This window comes from Accumulibacter sp. (assembly GCF_023806625.1).
In the GTDB taxonomy this organism is placed as follows: Bacteria; Pseudomonadota; Gammaproteobacteria; order Burkholderiales; family Rhodocyclaceae; genus Accumulibacter.
Map to the genome: position 1 here is coordinate 108,203 of NZ_JAMTDX010000051.1, position 21,525 is coordinate 129,727.

Genomic DNA, 21,525 nt, shown 5'->3' on the forward strand with positions numbered 1-21,525 from the left:
GAAAAGTGTCTCTATTGCGCCACTATGTCCCTGGGCTGAGCAGGGAAAGTAATGGCGCTGGACAGCCCGAAACCAGCCCTTTGGCATGGTAATCCATGGTTTCCCTAGAAAAAGCAGTAAGTTGTACAGAAGGTTTCAGAAAACGGGTGATTCTCGAGGCGCTTTACATGCCCTGGGGTTGTTGCTAGCATCTGACGGAAAATATATATAACTACGCTAACTGCAGAGGATTGAAGGCATTTTTGGCGAGAGGAAGCAACTTGCAGCTTGATCTGTCAATCTTTGGACCCAAGACGCGTTCGCTGATCGGTCTTGACATCAGTTCTTCGGCAGTCAAGATGGTTGAACTCGGCAGTGACGGCAAGGGGGGTTATCGCGTCGAGCGCTACGCCGTGGAGATTCTCGCCCGGGACATCGTATCGGACGGGAATATCGTCAATCTGGAAGCGGCAGCGGAGTCGGTGAGACGGGCCTGGAAGAAGCTGGCCACGCCGACGAGGCAGGTGGCCATCGCCCTGCCGGCGTCACACGTGATTACCAAGAAGATCATCGTCGCTGCCGGACAGCGCGAGGAGGAACTCGAGCTGCTCGTCGAGTCGGAAGCGAACCAGTACATTCCCTTCGCCCTCGACGAGGTGAATCTGGATTTCCAGGTTCTCGGCCAGGCGCCTTCGTCGCCCGACGAGATCGAGGTGCTGATCGCCGCTTCGCGCAAGGAAAAGGTCGAGGACCGTGTGGCGGTCGCCGAGTCGGCCGGGCTCAAGCCGAAAGTCCTCGACGTCGAGTCGTACGCCGTTCTGGCGGCGTTCGAACTCGTCCAGCAGGCGCAGATTCCCGATGGCGGCAAGGGGCAGATCGTCGCGCTCGTCGACGTCGGGGCCAACGTCATGAACCTCACTGTCCTTCGCGACGGACAGCAGCTCTATGCTCGCGAGCAGGCTTTCGGGGGCAATCAGCTGACCCAGGAAGTGGCGCGTGCCTTCGGGATGAGCTTCGAGGAGGCGGAAGCCGAGAAGCGGCGCAACAACCTCCCGGAGAAATACGAGGTGGAACTCCTGCGACCTTTCCTCGACTCAATGATGCAGGAATTGACGCGCGCGCTGCAGTTCTTCTATACCTCGACACAGTTCAACCAGGTCAACCACATCGTGCTGGCCGGGGGCTGTGCGGTGATTCCGGGCATCGACGAGATGGTCGCGTCGCGGACGCAGATCAACACGATCGTCGCCAATCCGTTTGCCAACATGGTGCTGGCCGATCGCGTGCGCAGCAAGAGCCTGCTGGCTGACGCGTCGTCGCTGATGGTTGCTTGCGGTCTCGCTCTGCGGAGATTTGACGAATGATCCGGATCAATCTTCTTCCGCATCGCGAGGAGAAGCGTCGGGCGCGGCGGCAGCAGTTTTACGGGCTGCTCGGGCTGGTCTCGTTGCTCTCGGTGGTGATCGTCCTGCTCGTCTATTCGGTGATCGCCGGTTACATCTCCGCGCAGGATGCCAGAAACGACTTCCTCAAGAGGGAGATCGCCGCACTGGACAAGGAGATCGACCAGATCAAGCGGCTCAAGGAGCAGACCGACGCGCTCCTCGATCGCAAGCGGATCATCGAGTCGCTGCAACGCGATCGTGCCGATGCGGTGCGCTTGCTCAGCGAACTGGCCAAACAGATGCCCGAGGGCGTGTACCTGAAATCACTGAAGCAGGAAGGGCAACGCATCGCCATGACCGGCTACGCGCAGTCGAGCGCCCGGGTGTCTACGCTGATGCGCAACATCGAAGCGTCGCCATGGCTCGAGAAGCCCGAGTTGCTGGAGATCAAGGCGGTGATCGTCGACAAGCGCCGCCTCAATGAGTTCAGCATGAACGCCTCGATCAAGAGGACTCCAGCTGATCAGGGGGCTCAGAAGTGAAAGCGCGCGATCTTCCGAAGTTCGACTGGCAGGCTCTGGCCAGGGATTTTCAGAACCTCAATGCAAGGGACGTCGGAACCTGGCCGCTCGCGCCGCGAGTCACCGCGCTCGTCGTCCTGTCCCTGGTGATCCTGGGCGGTGGCTGGTGGCTGTACTGGGCCGAAAAGCTCGACGAGTTGGGCCAGAAGCAGGAGACTGAACTCAAGCTGCGTGACGAATACGTGACCAAGAAGAGTCAGGCGGTCAACCTCGACCTCTACGTGCAGCGTCTCAACGAGATCGATCGCTCTTTCGGCGCACTGCTGAAGCAACTGCCGAGCAAGGCGGAAGTCGAATCGCTGCTCGTCGAGATCAACCAGGCGGGCATGGGAAGGGGCCTGCAGTTCGAACTGTTCAAGCCAGCCGGCGAACAGGTCAAGGACTTCTACGCCGAGCTCCCGATTACCGTGAAGCTGACCGGTACCTACCACGACTTCGGTGCCTTTGCCGGGGACATCGGCAAGCTTTCGCGGATCGTCACGCTGAACAACATCGCCATTTCGACGAACCCACAGAGCAAGGACGGACTGCTGGTCATGGACGCGATCACCAAGACCTTCCGCTACCTCGACGAAGAGGAACTCGCGGCCAAGCGGAAGGCGGCTGCGCAGGCTGCAAGGAAATGAGCAGGCTGCTGCTGGGCGTGCTGAGCAGCATTCTCCTGGTCGCCTGCAGCTCGGGCGACGAGGATGAACTGCGCGCGTGGATGAAGACGGCAGCGGAAGGCGTCAAGCCGAAGATTCCGCCGTTACCGGTCGTCGAGCCTTACGAACCCGTTCCGTACGAGGTGGCCAGCCTGATGGACCCGTTCAAGGCGACCAAGCTGGCTCCCGAAGAGAAGAAGGGCGGCGGCGGATTTCGGCCCGACCTCGACCGACCGAAGGAGCCGCTCGAGCTTTTCCCGCTCGAATCGCTCAAGTACGTCGGGGTGATGACCCGCAGGAAGGTCTCGTACGCCATCGTGCTCGCCGATGGCGCCCTCCACCAGGTGAAGATCGGGAACTACCTCGGACAGAACTTTGGCGTCGTGGTGAGCATCAACGAGTCGGAGATCACTCTGCGGGAACTCGTCCAGGATTCGGCGGGTGACTGGGTCGAACGAACCAGCAGCCTGTTGTTGCAGGAAAAGGGAGCAAATCCATGAAGCAGGTCAAAACTCTTCTGCTCGGGCTGCTGGCCGGTCTGCTGCTCGTGCTGGGCAGCGCCGGAGCGCAGGAAGCGAGGTCGAACTCCATCGAATCGCTGAACGTCGTCCAGCAGGGCGCCGTGCTCAGCGTCAGGTTGGGCTTCCGGGAGCCGCTGAAGGCCCTTCCTCCGGCATTCAGCGTGGCTAAACCCGCGCGCATCGCGTTCGACTTCGTGAACACGACCAACGGACTCGGCAAGTCGAGCCTGCCCTTCAACGAGGGCGACCTGCGCAGCGCGAACGTCGTCCAGACCGACGAGCGGACTCGAGTCGTCCTGAACCTGAACCGGGCGATGACCCATGACGCGACGATCGACGGCAACAGCCTGGTCATCTCTCTGGTCCCGAGCGCCCTGCCCGAGGGCGCCAAGCCGGTTGAGCATTTCGCCCGAGCCCAGCCCTACGAAGTCGCCAACACCATCCGCGACATCGGCTTCCGCCGCGGCAAGGACGGCGAAGGGCGGATCAGCGTCGACCTCACCGACCCGAACGCGGGTATCGACATTCGCCAGCAGGGGTCGACGCTGATCGTCGATTTCGTCAAGGTCACCGTTCCCGAGAACCTGCGCAAACGGCTCGACGTAACCGACTTCGGGACCCCGGTGCTGACCGTGAATACGACCCAGAAGGGCGCCAATGCGCGGATGACGATCACCCCGCGCGGTCTCTGGGAGCACAACGCGTACCAGAGCGACAACCAGTTCGTCATCGAGGTCAAGCCGGTCGTCGAGGACCCCAACAAGCTCGTCCAGGGTACCCGGCGCGGATACCAGGGAGAGAAGCTGTCGCTGAACTTCCAGAACGTCGACGTCCGTCGGTTGCTGCAGGTCATCGGCGAGTTCACCGGCATGAACATGGTCGTCAGCGACTCGGTGGGCGGATCGATCACCCTGATTCTCAAGGACGTTCCCTGGGACCAGGCGCTGGACATCATCCTTCAGCAGAAGGGCCTCGACATGCGCAAGAACGGCAACGTGATCATGATTGCGCCGCGCGAGGAAATCGCCACCAAGGAGAAGCTCGATTTCGAGGCGCGGATGCAGATCGGTGACCTCGAGCCACTGCAGACCGAGAGCTTCCAGATGAACTACATCAAGGCCGAAGCGGTCCAGAAGCTGCTCGTCGATCCCAAGCAGACGCTGCTCTCGAAGCGCGGCAGCGCGCTGCTCGACGAGCGGTCGAACATGATGTTCGTCAAGGACACGCCGAGTCGGCTCGATGACGTCCGGGCGATGATCGCCCTGGTCGACGTTCCAGTGCGTCAGGTGATGATCGAAGCGCGCATCGTCGAGGCCGAGGACACCTTCTCCAAGGACCTCGGTGTCCGCCTCGGCTGGAGACAGCAAATTCCGGGGGGCGCAACGGCGATCGGTGGCCCGAACACGGCGATCTCGGGCAACCTGGCCACCGAGGCGCTGGTGAACCTGCCCGCTGCTCCTTCGACGGGCAATGCGGGAACGATGACCTTCACCTTCTTCAACAGTGCGCTGACGCGCATCCTGACGACCGAGATCTCGGCGCTCGAGGCCGACGGTCGGGGCAAGGTCATCTCGAGCCCGCGCGTGATGACGGCCAATTCGGTCGAGGCGATCATCGAGCAGGGCGTCGAGATTCCCTACCAGCAGGCGACGAGTTCGGGGGCGACGAGCGTGTCGTTCCGCAAGGCCAACCTGTCGCTGAAGGTCAAGCCCAAGATCACGCCCGACGGCAAGATCGTCATGGAACTCGACGTGAACAAGGATACGCCCGACCGGACGCTGATTACCGGTGCCGGTGTGGCGATCAACACGAAACACGTGAAGACCGAGGTGCTGGTCGATAACGGCGGTACGGTAGTGATCGGCGGCATCTACGTCGAAGAGACCGGCTACAGTACGCAGCGGATTCCGTTCTTCGGCGATCTCCCGTACATCGGATTCCTGTTCAAGAATCGCGCGACTTCCGAAAGGAAGACCGAACTGCTCGTCTTCATCACGCCGCGGATCCTTGCCGAGAACCTCTCGGTTCGCTGAAGCGGACCGGGAACGAGCCAAGAAGCCGGCTGCCAGCCGGCTTTTTCTTGGGCACGATTTCGCGCGCTGTCGGTTTCCCGGTCATGCGCTAGAATGCGGCGGTGAAAGCAGCCAACGCCACGCGCAACCTCTTCCTGGTCGGGCTGATGGGCGCCGGAAAGACGACGATCGGAAAGGCGCTGGCCCGACGCCTCGATTATCGCTTCGTCGATTCCGATCATGAGGTCGAGGCGCGTACGGGGGTGAGCATCCCGACGATCTTCGAGATCGAAGGCGAAGAAGGCTTCCGCAGGCGCGAAGCGCAGGTGCTGGCCGAGATTTCGCGGCTCGCCGGCCAGGTCGTGGCCACTGGCGGTGGCGCGGTGCTCAGGCCCGAGAACAGGCAGACCCTCAGGGCGAGCGGGGTGGTGATTTACCTGAACGTACCGCTGCCGACGCTGTACGAGCGCACGCGACACGACCGGAAGCGCCCGCTGCTGCAGGTCAGCGATCCTCGGCAGAAGCTCAGGGAACTGCACACGCAGCGCGACCCGCTCTACCGGGAGATCGCCGATCTGGTGATCACCGGCAGCCGGATCACCGCGCAGGCGGTCCAGCAACTTCTGGTCAGGGAAATGGGGGACTCATGGAAACGCTGATGGTTGCCCTCGGTGATCGTGCCTATCCTATCCACGTCGGACGGGGCCTGCTCGAACGGAGCGAACTGCTGCTCCCGTTGCTCAGGCAGCCGAGGGCCGTGGTGGTCAGCAACACCACCGTCGCGCCGCTGTACCTGAACCGCCTCGCCGATTCGTTACGCCGTTCCGGCGTGGACGTCGGCGAGATCGTCGTTCCCGACGGCGAGCAGTTCAAGGACTGGCCGACGCTCAACACGATCTTCGACCGGCTGATCGAAAGCCGCTGCGAGCGATCGACGACGCTGATCGCCCTCGGCGGCGGCGTCGTCGGTGACATCACCGGTTTTGCGGCCGCGTGCTATCAGCGCGGAATGCCGTTCATTCAGGTGCCGACGACCCTGCTGTCGCAGGTCGACTCTTCGGTCGGCGGCAAGACGGCGATCAACCATCGGCTCGGCAAGAACATGATCGGCGCGTTCCACCAGCCGCGCCTGGTGCTCGCCGACACCGACACGCTCGGCACGCTGGCCGACCGCGAGCTGCGGGCCGGTCTCGCCGAGGTGATCAAGTACGGTCTGATTCGCGATCTGCCCTTCCTCGAATGGCTCGAGGCCAGTGTCGAGCGGATCCTTGCCCGCGAACCTGATGCGCTCGTCGAGGCGATCTGCCGCTCGTGCCGGAACAAGGCCGGCATCGTCGCCGCCGACGAGCGGGAGACCGGTGAGCGGGCACTGCTCAACCTCGGCCACACCTTCGGTCACGCGATCGAAACCGGGCTTGGCTACGGCAGGTGGCTGCACGGCGAGGCGGTTGCCGCGGGAACCCTGATCGCCGCCGAACTGTCCCGGCAGCTCGGTTGGCTCGGAACGCACGACGTCGAACGGATCGACGACCTGTTCCGGCGTGCCGGTCTACCGGTGCGCGGTCCGGCCGCGCTGTCGGTCGAGCGCTACCTCGAACTGATGCACAGCGACAAGAAGGTTCAGGACGGGAGGCTGCGCCTCGTGCTGCTCGAGGCCGTCGGCCGCGCCGTGGTCAGTGACGCCGCCCCGCTCGGCGAAGTCGCCGCAGCGATCACCAGACGCTCGGGCGATGGCTGAACTCGCTCGCTACGCCGTCTCGGCTGACGGTTCGCGTGGCAGGCGCCATGCCGAGGCCGGGCCTGCGCACCGCGACGAATTCCAGCGCGACCGCGACCGGATCGTTCATTCGACGGCCTTCCGGCGTCTCGAGTACAAGACCCAGGTGTTCGTCAATCATGAAGGCGACCTGTTCCGGACGCGGCTGACGCATAGCCTCGAGGTGGCGCAGATCGCCCGCGGCATCGCCCGGGCCTTGCGGGTCAACGAGGATCTCACCGAAGCGATCGCGTTGGCCCACGATCTCGGCCACACACCGTTCGGGCACGCGGGCCAGGACGCGCTCGACGCGTGCATGCGTGAGCACGGCGGCTTCGAGCACAACCTGCAGAGCCTGCGCACGGTCGATGTCCTCGAACAGCGCTACGCCGCCTTCGACGGACTGAATCTCTGCTTCGAGACCCGCGAAGGCATCCTCAAGCACTGTTCCCGAACCAGGGCCCAGGAGCTCGGTGACGTCGGCAGGCGTTTTGTCGAGGGCCAGCGCCCGTCGCTCGAGGCGCAGATCTGCAATCTCGCCGACAGCATCGCCTACAACAACCATGACGTCGACGACGGGTTGCGCGCCGGGCTGCTGAGCATCGAGCAGCTCGAGGGAATCGAGCTCTTCACGCGACACGTCGGCGAGGTGCGCAGCGCTTACCCGGGCCTTGCGGGGCGGCGGCTGATCCACGAGACGATCCGGCGAATGATCAACGCGCTGGTCTGCGACGTGATCGAGACGAGCGCGGCGAACATCACGCGTGAGCAGCCCGATGGTCTGGACGCCGTTCGCCTCGCGCCGCCTCTGGTGGCCTTTTCGAGCGTCCTCGGCAGGGAGCAGGCACACCTGAAGCGTTTCCTGCACGAGGCGCTCTATCGTCACCATCAGGTTCTGCGCACGGCCAACAAGGCGCGGCGGATCATCACCGATCTGTTCGCGGCGTTCACCAGCGACCCGCGCCTGCTGCCGCCTCAGTACCAGGGCGGCGCGCCGGATAGCCAGGAGCGAAGGGTTGCCGACTACATCGCCGGGATGACCGATCGCTACGCAATCCGTGAGCACCAGAAGCTCTTCGCCGTCGATCTGAGCTGACCAGCGGACTTCGTCGGTCGCGCTCGCCGAAGCGCAAAAAATGACGACCCGGGCGAAGAAGCGCCCGCGTCGGTCCAGCCGGCGGCCGGTCCAGACCGGCGGTCCCGGCAGGTTGGGGCGACGGTTACGGCGAAGGCCAGTCCTTGATGTACGCCTTGAGGAGCTTGTTCTCCATGTTGCGCTCCTCGAGCACCGCCTTGGCGACGTCGTGGAACGAAACGATCCCGATCACCTTGCCGCCTTCCATGACCGGGACGTAACGCGTGTGCGTATCGACCATCATCCGCCGCAGTTCGTCGACGTCCATGTCCGGGTGGCCGGTCGGAGGGTTGGGATCCATGGCCTCGCGGACGAAGATCTCGGCGATCGGCGGCGTCGGTCCGACGCGGCGCTCGGTCTGGCGCTTCGCAAGAATCCGCAGAACCTCACGGAAGGTCAGCATTCCGGCGAGCGTTTCGCCATTCATGACGATGGCCGAGCCGATGTCGTTCTCGGCCATCATGATCACGGCCTGCGAGAGAGGCTGGTCCGGGTGCGCGGTGAACAGCCTGGAATCCTTGACCTGCAGAACCTCTTTGACCTCCATGTAACCCCCTAGACTTAGGATAGCTCGGTATTGCGTTCAGTCGCCTGTCAGCCGGATTCTACCAGATGTCAGGCGGCTGCCGGGAAGCACCGCGTCCCGCCGGTTCAGCCCTTGAGTGCCGCCAGCACCTCGTCGAGCATCTTCTTCGCATCGCCAAAGAGCATCCGGTTGTTTTCCTTGTAGAACAGCGGGTTGTCAACGCCGGCGTAGCCCGAGGCCATGCTCCGCTTCATGACGATCGAGGTCTTGGCCTTCCACACTTCGAGGACCGGCATGCCGGCGATCGGGCTGGTCGGGTCGTCCTGGGCAGCCGGGTTGACGATGTCGTTGGCGCCGATGACCATCGCCACGTCGGTCTGCGGGAAGTCGTCGTTGAGTTCGTCCATTTCCTGGACGATGTCGTACGGCACCTTGGCTTCGGCGAGCAGCACGTTCATGTGTCCGGGCATCCGGCCGGCGACCGGGTGGATGCCGAAGCGGACGTTCACCCCTTTCTCGCGCAGCAGGCGGGTGATCTCATAAACCGTGTGCTGCGCCTGCGCGACAGCCATCCCGTAACCGGGAACGATGATCACGTTCTTCGCCTCGTGGAGGAGTTCCGCGGTATCGGGGGCGCTGATCGGCGAGACTTCGCCGGCTGGTTGCGCGCCCGCCGTGGCAGCCGGGGCTCCGCCCTCGGTGCCGAAGCCGCCAGCGATGACTGCGATGAAGTGCCGGTTCATCGCCTTGCACATGATGTACGAGAGAATCGCGCCGGAAGAGCCGACCAGCGCTCCGGTGACGATCAGCAGGTCGTTGCTGAGCATGAAGCCGGTTGCCGCGGCGGCCCATCCCGAGTAGCTGTTGAGCATCGACACCACCACCGGCATGTCCGCGCCGCCGATGGCCATCACCATGTGGATGCCGAAGAGCAGCGCAATCACCGTCATCACCACCAGCGGGGTCATGCCCTCGGCGGCCGAGTGGGTGTGGATGAATACACCACCGAACCAGATCACGACCACCAGCCCGACGAGGTTGATCCAGTGCCGTGCGGGCAGCAGGACCGGTTTGCCGGTGATTTTTCCCGAGAGCTTGCCGAAGGCGATGATCGATCCGGAGAAGGTCACCGCGCCGATCAGGATGCCGATGTAGATTTCGATCTCGTGGATCGTCTTTTCGGCGCCGGAGAACTGCCCGGCCGCCGCCGGGTCGATGTAGTTGGCGTAGCCGACGAGCACGGCGGCGAGACCGACGAGGCTGTGCATCAGCGCGACCAGTTCGGGCATCTGGGTCATCTTGACCGTGCGCGCCGCGTAGAGCCCGATCGCCGCGCCGACCGCCAGAGAACCGACGATCCAGCCGTAGCCGGCCGCGGTGACCTGCGGCCCGAAGACCGTCGCCAGTACGGCGATGGTCATGCCGATGATCCCGTAGAGGTTGCCGCGGCGCGAAGTCTCGGGGTTGGACAACCCGCCGAGGCTGAGGATGAAGAGGATGATCGCCCCGAGATACGAGACGGTGGCCAGGGTCGTGGACATGTCGTGGATCCTCTACTTGCGGAACATCTGCAGCATGCGCTGCGTCACGGCGAAGCCGCCGAACATGTTGATCGCCACCAGCGCGACGCTGACCACGCCGAGGCCGATGATCCACGCCTCGGGGCGCTGGACGCCTTCGGCGACGGGCGGTGCGATCTGCACCAGCGCGCCGATGGCGATGATGCTCGAGATCGCGTTGGTCACGCTCATCAGCGGCGTGTGCAGCGCCGGGGTCACGTTCCAGATGACCATGTAACCGACGAAGCAGGCCAGCACGAAAACGGTGAAATGGCCGAGGAAGGCCGGCGGTGCGTACGCGCCGATGAACCAGAACAGCGCAGCGGCGACGGCGAAGGTGATCGCCGTGCTGCCTGCGGACGCCGGCTGTCCGGCGGCGCCGTGACCGTGGGACTTGGCGGCCGGTGCAGGCGGTTTGGCCGCCGCTGCCGCCGGCGGTGCCGCGGCGATCTTCGGGGCCGGGGGTGGCCAGGTGATCTCGCCGTTCCGGATCACCGTCAGGCCGCGGATCGCCTCGTCGTCCATGTTGACGTCGATGTTGCCGTCCTTGGTCTTGCACAATTCCTCGGTGAGGCGCAGCAGGTTGGTCGCGTAGAGCGTCGAGGACTGCTTGGCGAGTCGGCTCGGCAGGTCGGTGTAACCGATGATCGTCACGCCGTGCCTGACCACCGCCTGGCCGGGCTCGGTCAGCTCGCAGTTGCCGCCCTGCTCGGCGGCCAGGTCGACGATCACGCTGCCCGGCTTCATGCTCCTGACCATTTCGGCGGTGATCAGCCTGGGCGCGGGCTTGCCGGGAATCAGCGCGGTGGTGATGATGATGTCCACCTCCCTGGCCTGCTTCGCGTACATCTCGCGTTGCGCCGCCTGGAAGCCCTCGCTCATCACCTTGGCGTAGCCGCCGCCGCCGGAACCTTCTTCCTCGTAGTCGACCTTGACGAATTCTCCACCCATCGACTTGACCTGGTCGGCGACTTCGGCGCGGGTGTCGTTGGCGCGCACGATCGCGCCGAGGCCGACGGCGGTGCCGATCGCCGCCAGACCGGCGACGCCGGCGCCGGCGATGAACACCTTGGCCGGCGGCACCTTGCCGGCAGCGGTCACCTGACCGGCGAAGAAGCGCCCGAAGGCGTTCGCCGCCTCGATCACCGCGCGATAGCCGACAATGCCGGCCATCGAGGTCAGCGCGTCCATCTTCTGGGCGCGGCTGAGCATCCGCGGCAGCGAATCGATGGCCAGTACGGTTGCCTTCCTCGCGGCGAGCTGCTGCATCAGGTCCGGGTTCTGCGCCGGCCAGATGAAACTGATCAGCGTCGACCCTTCGCGCACCAGCGGCACCTCGTCCGCGGTCGGCGCGCGAACCTTGAAGACGACGTCGGACGACGACCACAGCTCGCTGGCGCTGCCGACCACCTTCGCCCCGGCGGCGCGGTAGGCGTCGTCGTCACAATTGGCGGCCTCGCCCGCGCCGGCTTCGACCTCTACTGCGAAACCGAGCTTGATCAGCTTCTCGACGACCTCGGGCACGGTCGCGACGCGCTTCTCTCCTGCGGCAAGCTCCTTGGGTACTCCGATTGTTAGCGGCATCTGGTCCTCCGTCACTGTTGTCCTTGTGGGAGACTCGGCTGAAAAGCCTCCCGAAATTCGTGCTGGCCGTGCGGGAAGAGCCTGCGAAACGCCCGCTGGTCTCCCCCCGATTTGCCTCCGTTCCGGAGGCGCCGATGGCGGTCATCGGCCCTCCATTCCCCGCTCGACGTCAGGCGACGAGCACGAAACGACCCCTTCGCGGAACGCGTCACAAGGCCCGCGACAAACTTTAGCATGGTCGCCGTCCGAACAGAAACATGCCGAAAGGCGTCGGGCCAGGTTGCTCGTCGATTGGCATCGGCGTGCCCCTTCGGGGCGGAGCCGGGGATCGATTTCCCGTGCGGATCGAGGAGGGCTGACCGGGCCGTCAACGCCTTGTGCGATCGTCGAACGCGTCAGTCCGGACCGGCCGCGCACTTGCTGTATGATTCGTCGGTGCGGCGTTTGCCTTTGGCAACGAGGGCGACCGCCTCCGTCGCTGGCCGATCGAAGGGTCTCGAGGATGAGAATGACCTGCGGACGATGAACGAGTCGACCCTTGCCAGGCCGTTGCCGGGACCCCGGCGCCTGGTCAACCGACGCGCAGCGGTCCGCGAACGCGTCGCGCCTCGCCGCGCGGCCCGGTCGAGGGCAACTGTCGCGTAGGGCCGATGCCGGCGAAGGAACGACTGGCCCGCCAGCAGATCGACCGCCTGCTGACCGCCGCGAACTGGTCCGTGCAGGACCTGTGCGCTGTCGACCTGCGCGCTGCCCGCGGCGTCGCGCTGCGCGAATTTCCACTCGCCTCCGGCCATGGTTTCGCCGATTACCTGCTCTACGTCGACGGCCGCGCCGCCGGGGTCATCGAAGCGAAGAAGCCGGGCGCAACGCTGACCGGCGTCGAGACCCAGTCCGCACGCTACGCAGAGGGCTTGCCCGAAAACCTGCCTGCCTGGCTGCGTCCGCTGCCATTCGTCTACGAATCGACCGGCTTCGAGACGCACTTCACCGACGGTCTGGACCCCGAACCGCGCGCGCGCAGCGTCTTCGCCTTCCATCGCCCGGAAACGCTCGCTGAATGGCTCGCCGCGCAACCGCAGCCGCGCGCTTTCGGCACCGGCGCCGGTGGCATCGCCCGCGCAGCAGGCTTCGCCCCGGCGACCTTCCTCGCCCGTGTGCGCCAGATGCCGCCGCTGGTCACCGAATGGGGCGACTGCAAGCTCTGGCCGGCACAGATCACCGCCATCCGCAACCTGGAGAAGAGCCTGGCCCAGAACAAGCCGCGCGCGCTGATCCAGATGGCCACCGGCAGCGGCAAGACCTTTACCGCCATCAGCTTCATCTACCGGCTGATCAAGTTCGGAGACGCCAGGCGCGTACTGTTCCTGGTGGACCGCGGCAACCTCGGCCGGCAGACGAAGAAGGAGTTCGACCAGTACGTCTCGCCGGTCAACAACTACAAGTTCGGCGAGGAGTACATCGTCCAGCACCTCACCAGCAACAACTTCGACAAGACCGCCCGCGTGTGCATCAGCACCATCCAGCGCATGTACTCGATGCTCAAGGGCCGCGAGCTGCCGGAAGAAGCGGACGAAGAATCCACGGCAGCAGCGGAAAACCTGTTCAAGGAACCGGAGCCCATCGACTACAACCCCGCGTTCCCGATCGAGACCTTCGACATCATCGTCACCGACGAGGCGCACCGCTCGATCTACAACCTGTGGCGCCAGGTGCTGGAGTACTTCGACGCCACCCTCATCGGCCTGACCGCCACGCCCAACAGGCAGACCTTCGGCTTCTTCAACCAGAACCTGGTGATGGAGTACGGCCACCCGCAGGCGGTGGCCGACGGCGTGAACGTCAACTACGACGTCTACCGCATCAAGACCGAGGTCACCGAGGCCGGCAGCACCGTGGAAGCCGGCTACTGGCTGCAGGTGCTGGACAAGCCCACCCGTGCCCGGCGCGACTGGCAGCTCGACGACGACTTCGCGTACGCACCTGAAGAGCTGGACCGCAGCGTGCAGACGCCCGACCAGATCCGCACCATCGCCCGCACCTTGTACCAGCGCTGGCAGAGCGACCTCTTTCCGCAGCGGCAGGAGCTGCCCAAGACGCTGGTCTTCGCCAAGGACGACAACCACGCCGAGGCCATCGTCGGCATCCTGCGCGAGGAGTGGGGCCGCGGCAACGAGTTCGCACAGAAGATCACCTACCGCACCACGGGCAACAAGCCCGAAGAGCTGATCAAGGCCTTCCGCACCAGCTACTACCCGCGCATCGCCGTCACCGTGGACATGATCGCCACCGGCACCGACATCAAGCCGGTGGAGATCGTCGTCTTCATGCGCAGCGTGAAGAGCCGCAGCTTCTTCGAACAGATGAAGGGCCGCGGCGTGCGCGTGATCAAGGACGACGACCTGCGCGGCGTGAACCCCGGCGAGCACGTGCACAAGGACCACTTTGTCATCGTCGACTGCGTGGGCGTGTGCGAGCGCGACAAGACCGACAGCCGGCCGATGGACCAGAAGAAGAGCGTCCCGCTGGCGGCGCTGCTGCAGGCCGTGAGCCTGGGCAACGTCGAGCCCGAGGTGCTCTCCAGCGTGGCCGTGCGCCTGGCGCGGCTGGACGGGCAGCTCAGCGACGCCGAACGGGCCAGGGTGGTGACGGAGGCCGGCGGCCTGGGCCTCAAGGAACTGTCGCGCGGCATCGTGCAGGCGCTGGACCCGCCGGGGTTGCATACGGACCGCTCGCCGCAGGAGGCCGAGGCCGCGCTGCGTAACGCCGTCAAGCCGCTCTGCAACCCTACCCTGCGCACGCTGATCGTCACGCTGAAAGCCAGCAAGGAACTGGTGATCGACACCGTCACCGAGGACCGGGTGCTCGAAGCCGGCTTCTCCGCGGCCGCCCGCGAGCGCGCACAAGGCATCGTGCACAGCTTCGAGGCCTTCATCGCCGAGCACCGCGACGAGATCACCGCGCTCTCGATCCTCTACAACCGCCCGACCAGGGCGCCGCTGAAGTTCGACGACCTCAAGGCGCTGGCCGACACGCTGCAGGCCCCGCCGCACCTGTGGACCGAAAGCCAGCTCTGGCAGGCCTATGCCGCGCTGGACCAGAGCAAGGTGAAGGGTGCGAGCCGCCGCCGCATCCTCACCGACCTCGTCTCACTGGTGCGCTACGCGATGCACCAGGAGAACGAGCTGGTGCCTTACCCCGAGAAAGTCATGGCCAACTTCCGCGCCTGGATGGCGCAGCAGCAGGAGACGGGCAAAGGCTTCAGCGACGAGCAGCGCTGGTGGCTGGAGAAGATGGCCGAGCACATCGCCAGCAATCTCGGCATCGAGGCCGAGGACTTCGGCTACGCGCCGTTCGACCAGCGCGGCGGGCTGGGGCGGGTGCACCAGATCTTCGGGGCGGAGTTGCCGAAGGTCATCGAGGCCATGAACTCCGCGCTGGTGGCATAATCGTCGCCGATCATGGCCAGCATACTCAGCCCGCACATCACCGAGATTCCCGAACTCTGCCGCCGCTACGGCGTCGTGCGGCTGGAGCTGTTCGGTTCGGCGACTGGCGATTCCTTCGATCCCGAACGCAGCGACCTCGACTTTCTGGTGGGTTTCGACGAGAGCCCGGCCAATCTCTTCAATCGGTACTTCGGATTGAAAGAGTCGCTCGAAGCGCTCTACGGGCGTCACGTCGACCTGGTGATGATCACCGCCATGGAGAACCCTCATTTCATCGCGTCAGCGAACAAGACGCGGCAGATCGTCTATGCAGCCGAAGACAGCCAAGCTGCTTGACGACATCCGAGACGCCGCAGCCTTCATTCGCGAAGCCGTGCGCGACAGGACGATTGACGACTACCATGGCGACCGCCTTCTGCGGCAGGCGATCGAGCGCAATTTCGAGATCATCGGCGAAGCCATGAAGCGCCTCGGGCGGCACGACCCCGCCTCGGTTGCCAGGATCGGCGACTACCGGCAGATCATCGCCTTCCGCAACATCCTCATTTACGGCTACGACCTCGTCGATCACCGGCTCGTCTGGAGCACGATCGAGGAGCAGGTTCCCGCACTGTTGAGCGATGTGGCCGCCCTGCTCGGGTCGGACGATTGAGTCCCGGCACACCGCGCGCGCCGGGAATCGAATGCCCAGGCATCACGACAAACCGAGGACTTCGAGGTGCCGCCGTTCAACCGGCGAGGGGCACTGGGGCGGGGGCAACAGCTCTTTGGGGGCGGGGTAGCCGAAGGTGATCGATGAGTTGAATCGGGGGCGGGTGGCGTGAACGCAGTGGGTGAACCGATCGCGGGAACGACTCGCGTCGTTCCGCTGATTGAAGCGGTTGAGCTGAATCCGCGACCTGATCGCGCTGCGCTATCCGATAGCCTGGAGGTGTCCTTCATTCCGATGGCGGCTGTTGAAGCTGGCTCGGGCCGCATGGATGCAACCGCGATCCGGCGGTTCGGCGAGGTCAAGAAGGGCTACACCACCTTCCGCGAAGGCGACGTGCTGTTCGCCAAGATCACGCCGTGCATGGAGAATGGCAAGATGGCCGTTGCGCTTGGACTTCGCAACGGCGTCGGCTGTGGCTCAACCGAGTTTCATGTGCTGCGCCCGCGGCCGGGCGTCGATCCGCACTACGTCTACCACTTCGTGTCGAGTGCGCGCCTCCGGGCAGAGGCTGCGCACCATATGACGGGCGCCGTTGGGCAGAAGCGCGTCCCGGCTGCGTTTCTTGAGCGGTGTGAGATTCCGCTGCCCGATCTGGATGAGCAGCGCCGCATCGTCGCCGAACTCGAAAAGCAGCTTTCCCGCCTCGACGAAGCCGTCGCCAACCTCAAGCGCGTCAAGGCATCACTCTCACGCTATCGCGCATCAGTCCTCGCTGATGCGGCGGGCCCGGCTGACGGCGCTTGGCCCAGCTGCGCGATTGGGAGTGTTCTGCGCGAGCCGATAGTCAATGGCTTGTCAGTGAAGGAGAGCCAGACACCAACCGACGTGCGCGCATTGCGTTTGAGCTCAATGTCCGAAGCGGGCTTGGATTACGGAGATCATCGGTTTCTGCCTCTGCAACCAAGCGCGGTCGACGATATCGTTGTGTGCGAGGGCGACTTCTTCGTATCCCGCGGGAATGGCAGTCTCGCGCTCGTTGGCCGTGGCAGCACCGCGCAGGCGCCTCCGTTCGCGGTCATCTTTCCTGACACGATGATGCGCTTGCGCTTCGCCGACATTGACGTCACACGATGGGTGGCGATGCTCTGGCCAAGTCGGCTGGTGCGACGGCAGATTGAGCAGCGGGTGAAGACAACCGCCGGTATCTACAAGATTGCGCAGCCGCAGGTGGCGTCGATCAGCATCCCGCTTCCCCCTGCCTCCGAGCGCGAGCGTATCGTCGCCGAAGTCGACCGCCGCCTGTCCATCGTCCGCGAGGTCGAGGCCGAGGTCGACGCCAACCTGAAGCGCGCGCAGGCGCTACGGCAGGCCGTGCTGGCCAAAGCATTTGCTGACAGGCCATCAGATCCGCCTCGCGAAGCGGCACGAGCATGACGGCGGAGGAAGTTCTCACTCGTCTCGAGATCGGCGAGGACCAGGACGTCGAGTTCAAGCTCGCCGAGGGTGGCCTGCCGCGTTCGTTGTGGGAGTCGTTCTCGGCCTTCGCGAACACCGAAGGAGGCGTCATCGTCTTGGGCGTTGCCGAACAGGCCGAGCGCCACGAGCTCGTCGGCGTGCGCTCGCCGGCCAAGCTGCTCAAGGTGTTCTGGGATGCGCACCACAACCCCCAGAAGTTGAGTGCGCCGATCTGTGCCGACCGCGACGTGTCGGTAGTGCCTGCGGACGGCAGAGACCTGATCCTGATCCGCGTGCCCCGTGCCTCGCGCGCGCAGCGGCCGGTGTACATCAATGGCAACCCGATTACCGGCACGTTCAAGCGCAACTTCGAGGGCGACTACCGCTGCACCGAGGGCGAGGTCCGTCAGATGCTGCGCGACGCCAGCGACGAGCCGCAGGATGCGGCCATCCTCACGGGCTTCTCGCTGGCCGACCTCGACGCGGATTCGCTGAAGGCGTTTCGCAATCGCTTCGGCTCACGCGAGCCTGATCATCCCTTCCTCGCGCTGGACGACCGCGAACTGCTGCGACAGCTAGGCGGCTGGCGGCGCGACCGTTCGTCCGGACAGGAAGGTCTGACGACGGCCGGCTTGCTGATGTTCGGTACCGAGCGCAGCCTGCTCGACGCGCTGCCGCACTACCACCTCGATTACCAGGAGCAGTTGTCAGCCGATCCCGATCAGCGCTGGACCTATCGGCTCACGGTGGACGGCAAGTGGGCCCCCAACCTGTTCAACTTCTACTATCGCGTCTACCCCCGCCTGGTCGACGGACTGGCGGTTCCGTTCAGGCTCGACGCGCGCGGCACGCGGGTCGACGAGACGCATGTCCACGAGGCGCTGCGCGAGGCGTTGGTGAACACGCTGATCCACGCCGACCATCAGTCCTCACGGCCGATCACGGTGATCAAGCGGCCGGATGCGTTCCTGTTCTATAACCCGGGCCGCCTGCGCATCCCGCGCGAGGCCTTGTACCAGGGCGGGGTCAGCGACCCGCGCAATCCAAGCCTGCAGAAGATGTTCCAGATGCTTGGGCTGGGCGAGAAGGCGGGCTCGGGCTTCCAGAAGATCCTGCGTGCCTGGCGCGAACAGCAATGGTTGATTCCGCTGGTGGCGGAACACCCGGGGCTGGAAATGACGCGGGTGTGGCTGCCGTTGGCCAGCATGATTCCCGCTGACGTGGAGCGTGAACTCAGGGCGGTGGTCGGGGCCGCGTACGACAGGGTCGACGACCTGGGCCGAGTGATCCTGATGCTGGCGCACCGTTGCGACGAGATCGGGAACGCCGACGTCCAGCCCTACCGACCCGAGCACCCGCGCGACATCGGGGTGAGGCTCAGGCAGTTCGTCGAGGCTGGGTGGTTGGAAAAGAGCGGGCAAGGCCGTGGCACCCGGTACCGCTGGCCCGGGCAACGCCTGGGCGACTTGTTCGCTCCGGCAGCGCCCGGGGGCGAAGGCTTCGAACATTCGGCCGCCAGCTCCGAACAATTGACCGCCAGCTCCGAACAATTGACCGCCAGCTCCGAACAATTGACCGCCAGCTCCGAACATCTGGATGGCGGGTCCGAACATCTGGAGTCCGAACAAGAGGACCGGTTGGCTGCACTGGCGGCGCCGATGCGCGAGTTGGGCAAGGTGCCCAAGGCACAGGCAGAAGACATCATCCTGGCGATGTGTTCGCAGCGGTGGCTGCCGCTTCGAACATTGGCGCGGCTGCTCGATCGCGCCCCGGACTCGCTGCGCAACCATTACATCAATCCAATGCTGCGCGACGGTCGGCTGCGTGCCCGCGTTCCTGGCAAGCCCAATCACCCGGGTCAGGCCTACAAAACGAACAAATGAACGCCTCCACCCTCGTCCAGAAGCTCTGGAACTACTGCAACGGGCCACGGCTCGGACGGAGCGTCGCCGGTTCGCCGGCACGCGAGCACGCAGGTGCTCGCGAGAAACCCCGCCTCACCCTGCGCGACGACGACAAATGAACTCCGCGACCTTGGTTCAGAAACTGTGGAACTACTGCAATGTGCTGCGGGATGACGGCATGAGCTATGGCGACTACGTCGAGCAGCTCGCCGATTCTCGTTTCGCGAATCGGGAATGTCGACTGCAATCGTTTGACAATTGTCTGACTTATAGTTACTTTCGCATTTCGCAAAACGCGAAAGCACCAACGACTGATGCGCCGTCCCGTCAACCGCCAGCTGGTCCTCAAGCCGCAGGATTTTGTCCTGTTGCTGGCGCTCGTCGGCGTCAAGGACGAGGTTCTGACCTACCCGGAACTGGCGACGCTCACCGGCCTTTCGATGTCCGAAGTCCATGGCGCGCTCAAGCGCGCCGAGGCTGCGCGCTTGCTGGCGTTCGTGGATCGTCGGCCGCGCGTCTTGACGCCGGCGTTCAAGGAATTCCTGGTCCACGGCGCCCGGTACGCCTTTCCTGCGGTACGGGGTGGAATCGTTGGCGGCGTGCCCACGGCCTATGCGGCAGCACCGCTTGACCGGCATATCGTGCCCTCCGGCGATCTGCCGCCGGTGTGGCCGCACGCCGCGGGCACGGTTCGCGGCGTGGCGCTGATGCCACTTTATCCCAGCACCCCGGATGCCGCGTTGCGCAACCCGGCGCTCTACGAGAATCTGGCCCTGTTCGACGCGATCCGCGCCGGCAGTGTCCGCGAGCGGAATCTCGCGGTCGAGATCTTTGAGGCGCGCCTGTGAGGCAACTCGATGCGAACCTGCCGCGCGTGGAACGGGTAGCCGAGGCGCTGGGTGAGCTGTGCGACGAGCTGGTGTTCGTCGGCGGTTGCGCAGCCGGTTTGCTGTGTACATCGCCGCAATCGCCACCACCCCGGATGACCTGCGATGTGGACCTTGTCGCCGAGGTGGCGGCGCTGGCCGCCTGGCACGCGCTGGAAGCGCGTTTCGCGGCGCGCGGCTTCACCCGGGAGATGGCGCCTGAAGCGCCGATCTGCCGCTGGCGCGTTGGCGGGATCGAGGTCGATCTGATGCCGACCGACGAACGGGTACTTGGATTCGCGAACCGCTGGTATCCGCTGGCGATTGCCAGTGCGGTTCCGATGGTGTTGCCGAGCGGGCAGAGCATCCGGCTGATTTCGGCGCCGGCGTTCCTGGCGACGAAGTTCGAGGCTTTTTCCACGCGCGGCGGCGGCGACCCGCTGGCGAGCCACGACTTCGAGGACATCATCAACGTCATCGACGGGCGCCCGGGAATCGAGCGCGAAATTGCCCAGGCCAGCAGCGAGCTGCGCGACTATCTGGCCGATCGCTTCGCTGCCGTGCTGGCGCATCGCGACTTCGAGAACACGCTACCCGGCCTCGTCGCCTACGACGAGCTTTACGAAACCCGCATCGACACCGTCCGTCGACGCATCCAGACGATCGCGGAACTGAGCCGACCATGAACGCCACCACCCTCGTCCAGAAACTGTGGAACTACTGCAATGTGCTGCGGGATGACGGGATGTCGTATGGCGACTACGTCGAGCAGCTCACCTACCTGCTGTTCCTCAAGATGGCCGACGAGCGCGGCCGCCCACCGTACAGCCAGCCGAGCCCCATTCCCGCGGCCTACGCCTGGCCGGCACTGCTCGCCAGGGACGGCGATGCGCTGTTCGACCACTACCGCCACACGCTGGAAGAGCTCGGCAGGCAGCCGGGCACGCTGGCGCTGATCTTCGGCAAGGCGCAGAACAAGTTCCAGGACCCGGCCAAGCTGCGGCGCGTGATCGTCGACCTGATCGACGCCGAGAACTGGTCGGCGATGGGCGCCGACGTGAAGGGCGACGCCTACGAAGGCCTGCTGGAGCGCAACGCGCAGGACATCAAGTCCGGCGCCGGCCAGTACTTCACGCCGCGCGCGCTGATCCAGGCGATGGTGGACTGCATCGCGCCCAGGCCTGGCGAGCTGATCTGCGATCCGGCCTGCGGCACCGGCGGCTTCCTGTTCACCGCGCACCAGCACCTCACGCAGCACTACCCAAACCTCACCCGCGACGAGAAACGCCACCTCAAGGACGGCGCCTTCCGCGGCTGGGAGCTGGTGCAGGCCACCGCGCGCGTCTGCGCGATGAACCTGATGCTGCACGGCATAGGCTCGGAGAAGAGCGTGCCGGTGCGCGTGGCCGACGCGCTGGCGGCCGACCCCGGCGAGCGCTTCGACGTGGTACTGGCCAATCCGCCGTTCGGCAAGAAGAGCAGCACGATGATCGTCGGCGAGGACGGCAGGACCTCCACCG

General features: G+C 64.9%; 20 protein-coding genes and 1 pseudogene. 18 read left to right on the forward strand and 3 right to left on the reverse strand.

What is annotated here, in order from left to right:
- Positions 1-260: 260 nt before the first annotated feature.
- The 8 genes from NFW05_RS09330 (at position 261) to NFW05_RS09365 (ending at position 7,974) form a co-directional block, all read left to right on the forward strand.
- Positions 261-1,343 (forward strand): pilus assembly protein PilM, encoded by a 1,083-nt coding sequence (locus tag NFW05_RS09330; RefSeq protein WP_295305452.1) that lies wholly within the window; start codon positions 261-263, stop codon positions 1,341-1,343.
- Positions 1,340-1,906: a PilN domain-containing protein gene (locus tag NFW05_RS09335; RefSeq protein WP_295305455.1), complete on the forward strand. Its 567-nt coding sequence runs from the start codon at positions 1,340-1,342 to the stop codon at positions 1,904-1,906. The genes NFW05_RS09330 and NFW05_RS09335 overlap by 4 nt, the downstream gene beginning before the upstream one ends.
- The gene (gene pilO / locus NFW05_RS09340) at positions 1,903-2,571 is read left to right on the forward strand and encodes a type 4a pilus biogenesis protein PilO (protein ID WP_295305458.1); all 669 of its coding nucleotides are present in this window, start codon (positions 1,903-1,905) and stop codon (positions 2,569-2,571) included. Before NFW05_RS09335 ends, pilO begins: the two co-directional genes overlap by 4 nt.
- Positions 2,568-3,089 (forward strand): pilus assembly protein PilP, encoded by a 522-nt coding sequence (locus NFW05_RS09345; RefSeq protein WP_295305459.1) that lies wholly within the window; start codon positions 2,568-2,570, stop codon positions 3,087-3,089. Before pilO ends, NFW05_RS09345 begins: the two co-directional genes overlap by 4 nt.
- Entirely contained in the window at positions 3,086-5,143 is a 2,058-nt protein-coding gene (gene pilQ / locus NFW05_RS09350; protein WP_295305462.1) for a type IV pilus secretin PilQ, read from the forward strand. Before NFW05_RS09345 ends, pilQ begins: the two co-directional genes overlap by 4 nt.
- Positions 5,144-5,289: 146 nt before the next feature.
- Positions 5,290-5,781: a shikimate kinase gene (locus NFW05_RS09355; RefSeq protein WP_295305519.1), complete on the forward strand. Its 492-nt coding sequence runs from the start codon at positions 5,290-5,292 to the stop codon at positions 5,779-5,781.
- Positions 5,769-6,860: a 3-dehydroquinate synthase gene (aroB, locus tag NFW05_RS09360; RefSeq protein ID WP_295305464.1), complete on the forward strand. Its 1,092-nt coding sequence runs from the start codon at positions 5,769-5,771 to the stop codon at positions 6,858-6,860. The genes NFW05_RS09355 and aroB overlap by 13 nt, the downstream gene beginning before the upstream one ends.
- Entirely contained in the window at positions 6,853-7,974 is a 1,122-nt protein-coding gene (locus NFW05_RS09365; RefSeq protein ID WP_295305466.1) for a deoxyguanosinetriphosphate triphosphohydrolase, read from the forward strand. Before aroB ends, NFW05_RS09365 begins: the two co-directional genes overlap by 8 nt.
- A 124-nt stretch (positions 7,975-8,098) precedes the next feature.
- On the opposite strand, the gene NFW05_RS09370 is transcribed toward NFW05_RS09365, so the two are convergent.
- The 3 genes from NFW05_RS09370 to NFW05_RS09380 form a co-directional block, all read right to left on the reverse strand.
- Positions 8,099-8,560, reverse strand: coding sequence for a CBS domain-containing protein (locus NFW05_RS09370; protein ID WP_295305468.1), 462 nt, complete (start codon positions 8,558-8,560; stop codon positions 8,099-8,101).
- A 104-nt stretch (positions 8,561-8,664) separates the two neighbouring features.
- Positions 8,665-10,080, reverse strand: coding sequence for a Re/Si-specific NAD(P)(+) transhydrogenase subunit beta (gene pntB, locus NFW05_RS09375; RefSeq protein ID WP_295305471.1), 1,416 nt, complete (start codon positions 10,078-10,080; stop codon positions 8,665-8,667).
- Positions 10,081-10,092: 12 nt separating this feature from the next.
- Positions 10,093-11,682 carry a Re/Si-specific NAD(P)(+) transhydrogenase subunit alpha gene (locus NFW05_RS09380; RefSeq protein WP_295305474.1) on the reverse strand — a complete coding sequence of 530 codons (1,590 nt, stop codon included), beginning with the start codon at positions 11,680-11,682 and terminating at the stop codon, positions 10,093-10,095.
- Between the two features lie 650 nt (positions 11,683-12,332).
- Between NFW05_RS09380 and NFW05_RS09385 the strand changes: the two genes are divergently transcribed.
- From NFW05_RS09385 to NFW05_RS09430, 10 genes and pseudogenes are all read left to right on the forward strand, one after another.
- Positions 12,333-15,128 carry a type I restriction-modification enzyme R subunit C-terminal domain-containing protein gene (locus tag NFW05_RS09385; RefSeq protein WP_295305477.1) on the forward strand — a complete coding sequence of 932 codons (2,796 nt, stop codon included), beginning with the start codon at positions 12,333-12,335 and terminating at the stop codon, positions 15,126-15,128.
- Positions 15,129-15,140: 12 nt separating this feature from the next.
- A complete protein-coding gene (locus tag NFW05_RS09390) occupies positions 15,141-15,464 on the forward strand; it encodes a nucleotidyltransferase domain-containing protein (protein WP_295305480.1) in 324 nt (107 codons plus the stop codon).
- Positions 15,436-15,780, forward strand: coding sequence for a HepT-like ribonuclease domain-containing protein (locus NFW05_RS09395; protein WP_295305483.1), 345 nt, complete (start codon positions 15,436-15,438; stop codon positions 15,778-15,780). Before NFW05_RS09390 ends, NFW05_RS09395 begins: the two co-directional genes overlap by 29 nt.
- A 177-nt stretch (positions 15,781-15,957) precedes the next feature.
- Positions 15,958-17,214 (forward strand): restriction endonuclease subunit S, encoded by a 1,257-nt coding sequence (locus tag NFW05_RS09400; protein WP_295305486.1) that lies wholly within the window; start codon positions 15,958-15,960, stop codon positions 17,212-17,214.
- On the forward strand, positions 17,211-19,118 hold the full coding sequence (locus NFW05_RS09405) for an RNA-binding domain-containing protein (RefSeq protein WP_295305489.1): 1,908 nt from the start codon (positions 17,211-17,213) through the stop codon (positions 19,116-19,118). Before NFW05_RS09400 ends, NFW05_RS09405 begins: the two co-directional genes overlap by 4 nt.
- Complete coding sequence (locus NFW05_RS09410) at positions 19,115-19,258, forward strand: hypothetical protein (RefSeq protein WP_295305492.1); 144 nt, start codon at positions 19,115-19,117, stop codon at positions 19,256-19,258. Before NFW05_RS09405 ends, NFW05_RS09410 begins: the two co-directional genes overlap by 4 nt.
- Positions 19,255-19,344 (forward strand): annotated as a pseudogene (locus NFW05_RS09415) (restriction endonuclease subunit S); the annotation flags it as partial. The gene NFW05_RS09410 and the pseudogene NFW05_RS09415, both read left to right, overlap by 4 nt.
- A 109-nt stretch (positions 19,345-19,453) precedes the next feature.
- Positions 19,454-19,987 carry a hypothetical protein gene (locus NFW05_RS09420; protein ID WP_295305494.1) on the forward strand — a complete coding sequence of 178 codons (534 nt, stop codon included), beginning with the start codon at positions 19,454-19,456 and terminating at the stop codon, positions 19,985-19,987.
- Positions 19,984-20,691, forward strand: a complete 708-nt coding sequence (locus tag NFW05_RS09425; RefSeq protein WP_295305497.1) for a hypothetical protein — start codon at positions 19,984-19,986, stop codon at positions 20,689-20,691. Before NFW05_RS09420 ends, NFW05_RS09425 begins: the two co-directional genes overlap by 4 nt.
- Positions 20,688-21,525 (forward strand): class I SAM-dependent DNA methyltransferase (locus tag NFW05_RS09430; protein WP_295305500.1); only part of this gene is annotated, 838 nt, incomplete at its 3' end. The genes NFW05_RS09425 and NFW05_RS09430, both read left to right, overlap by 4 nt.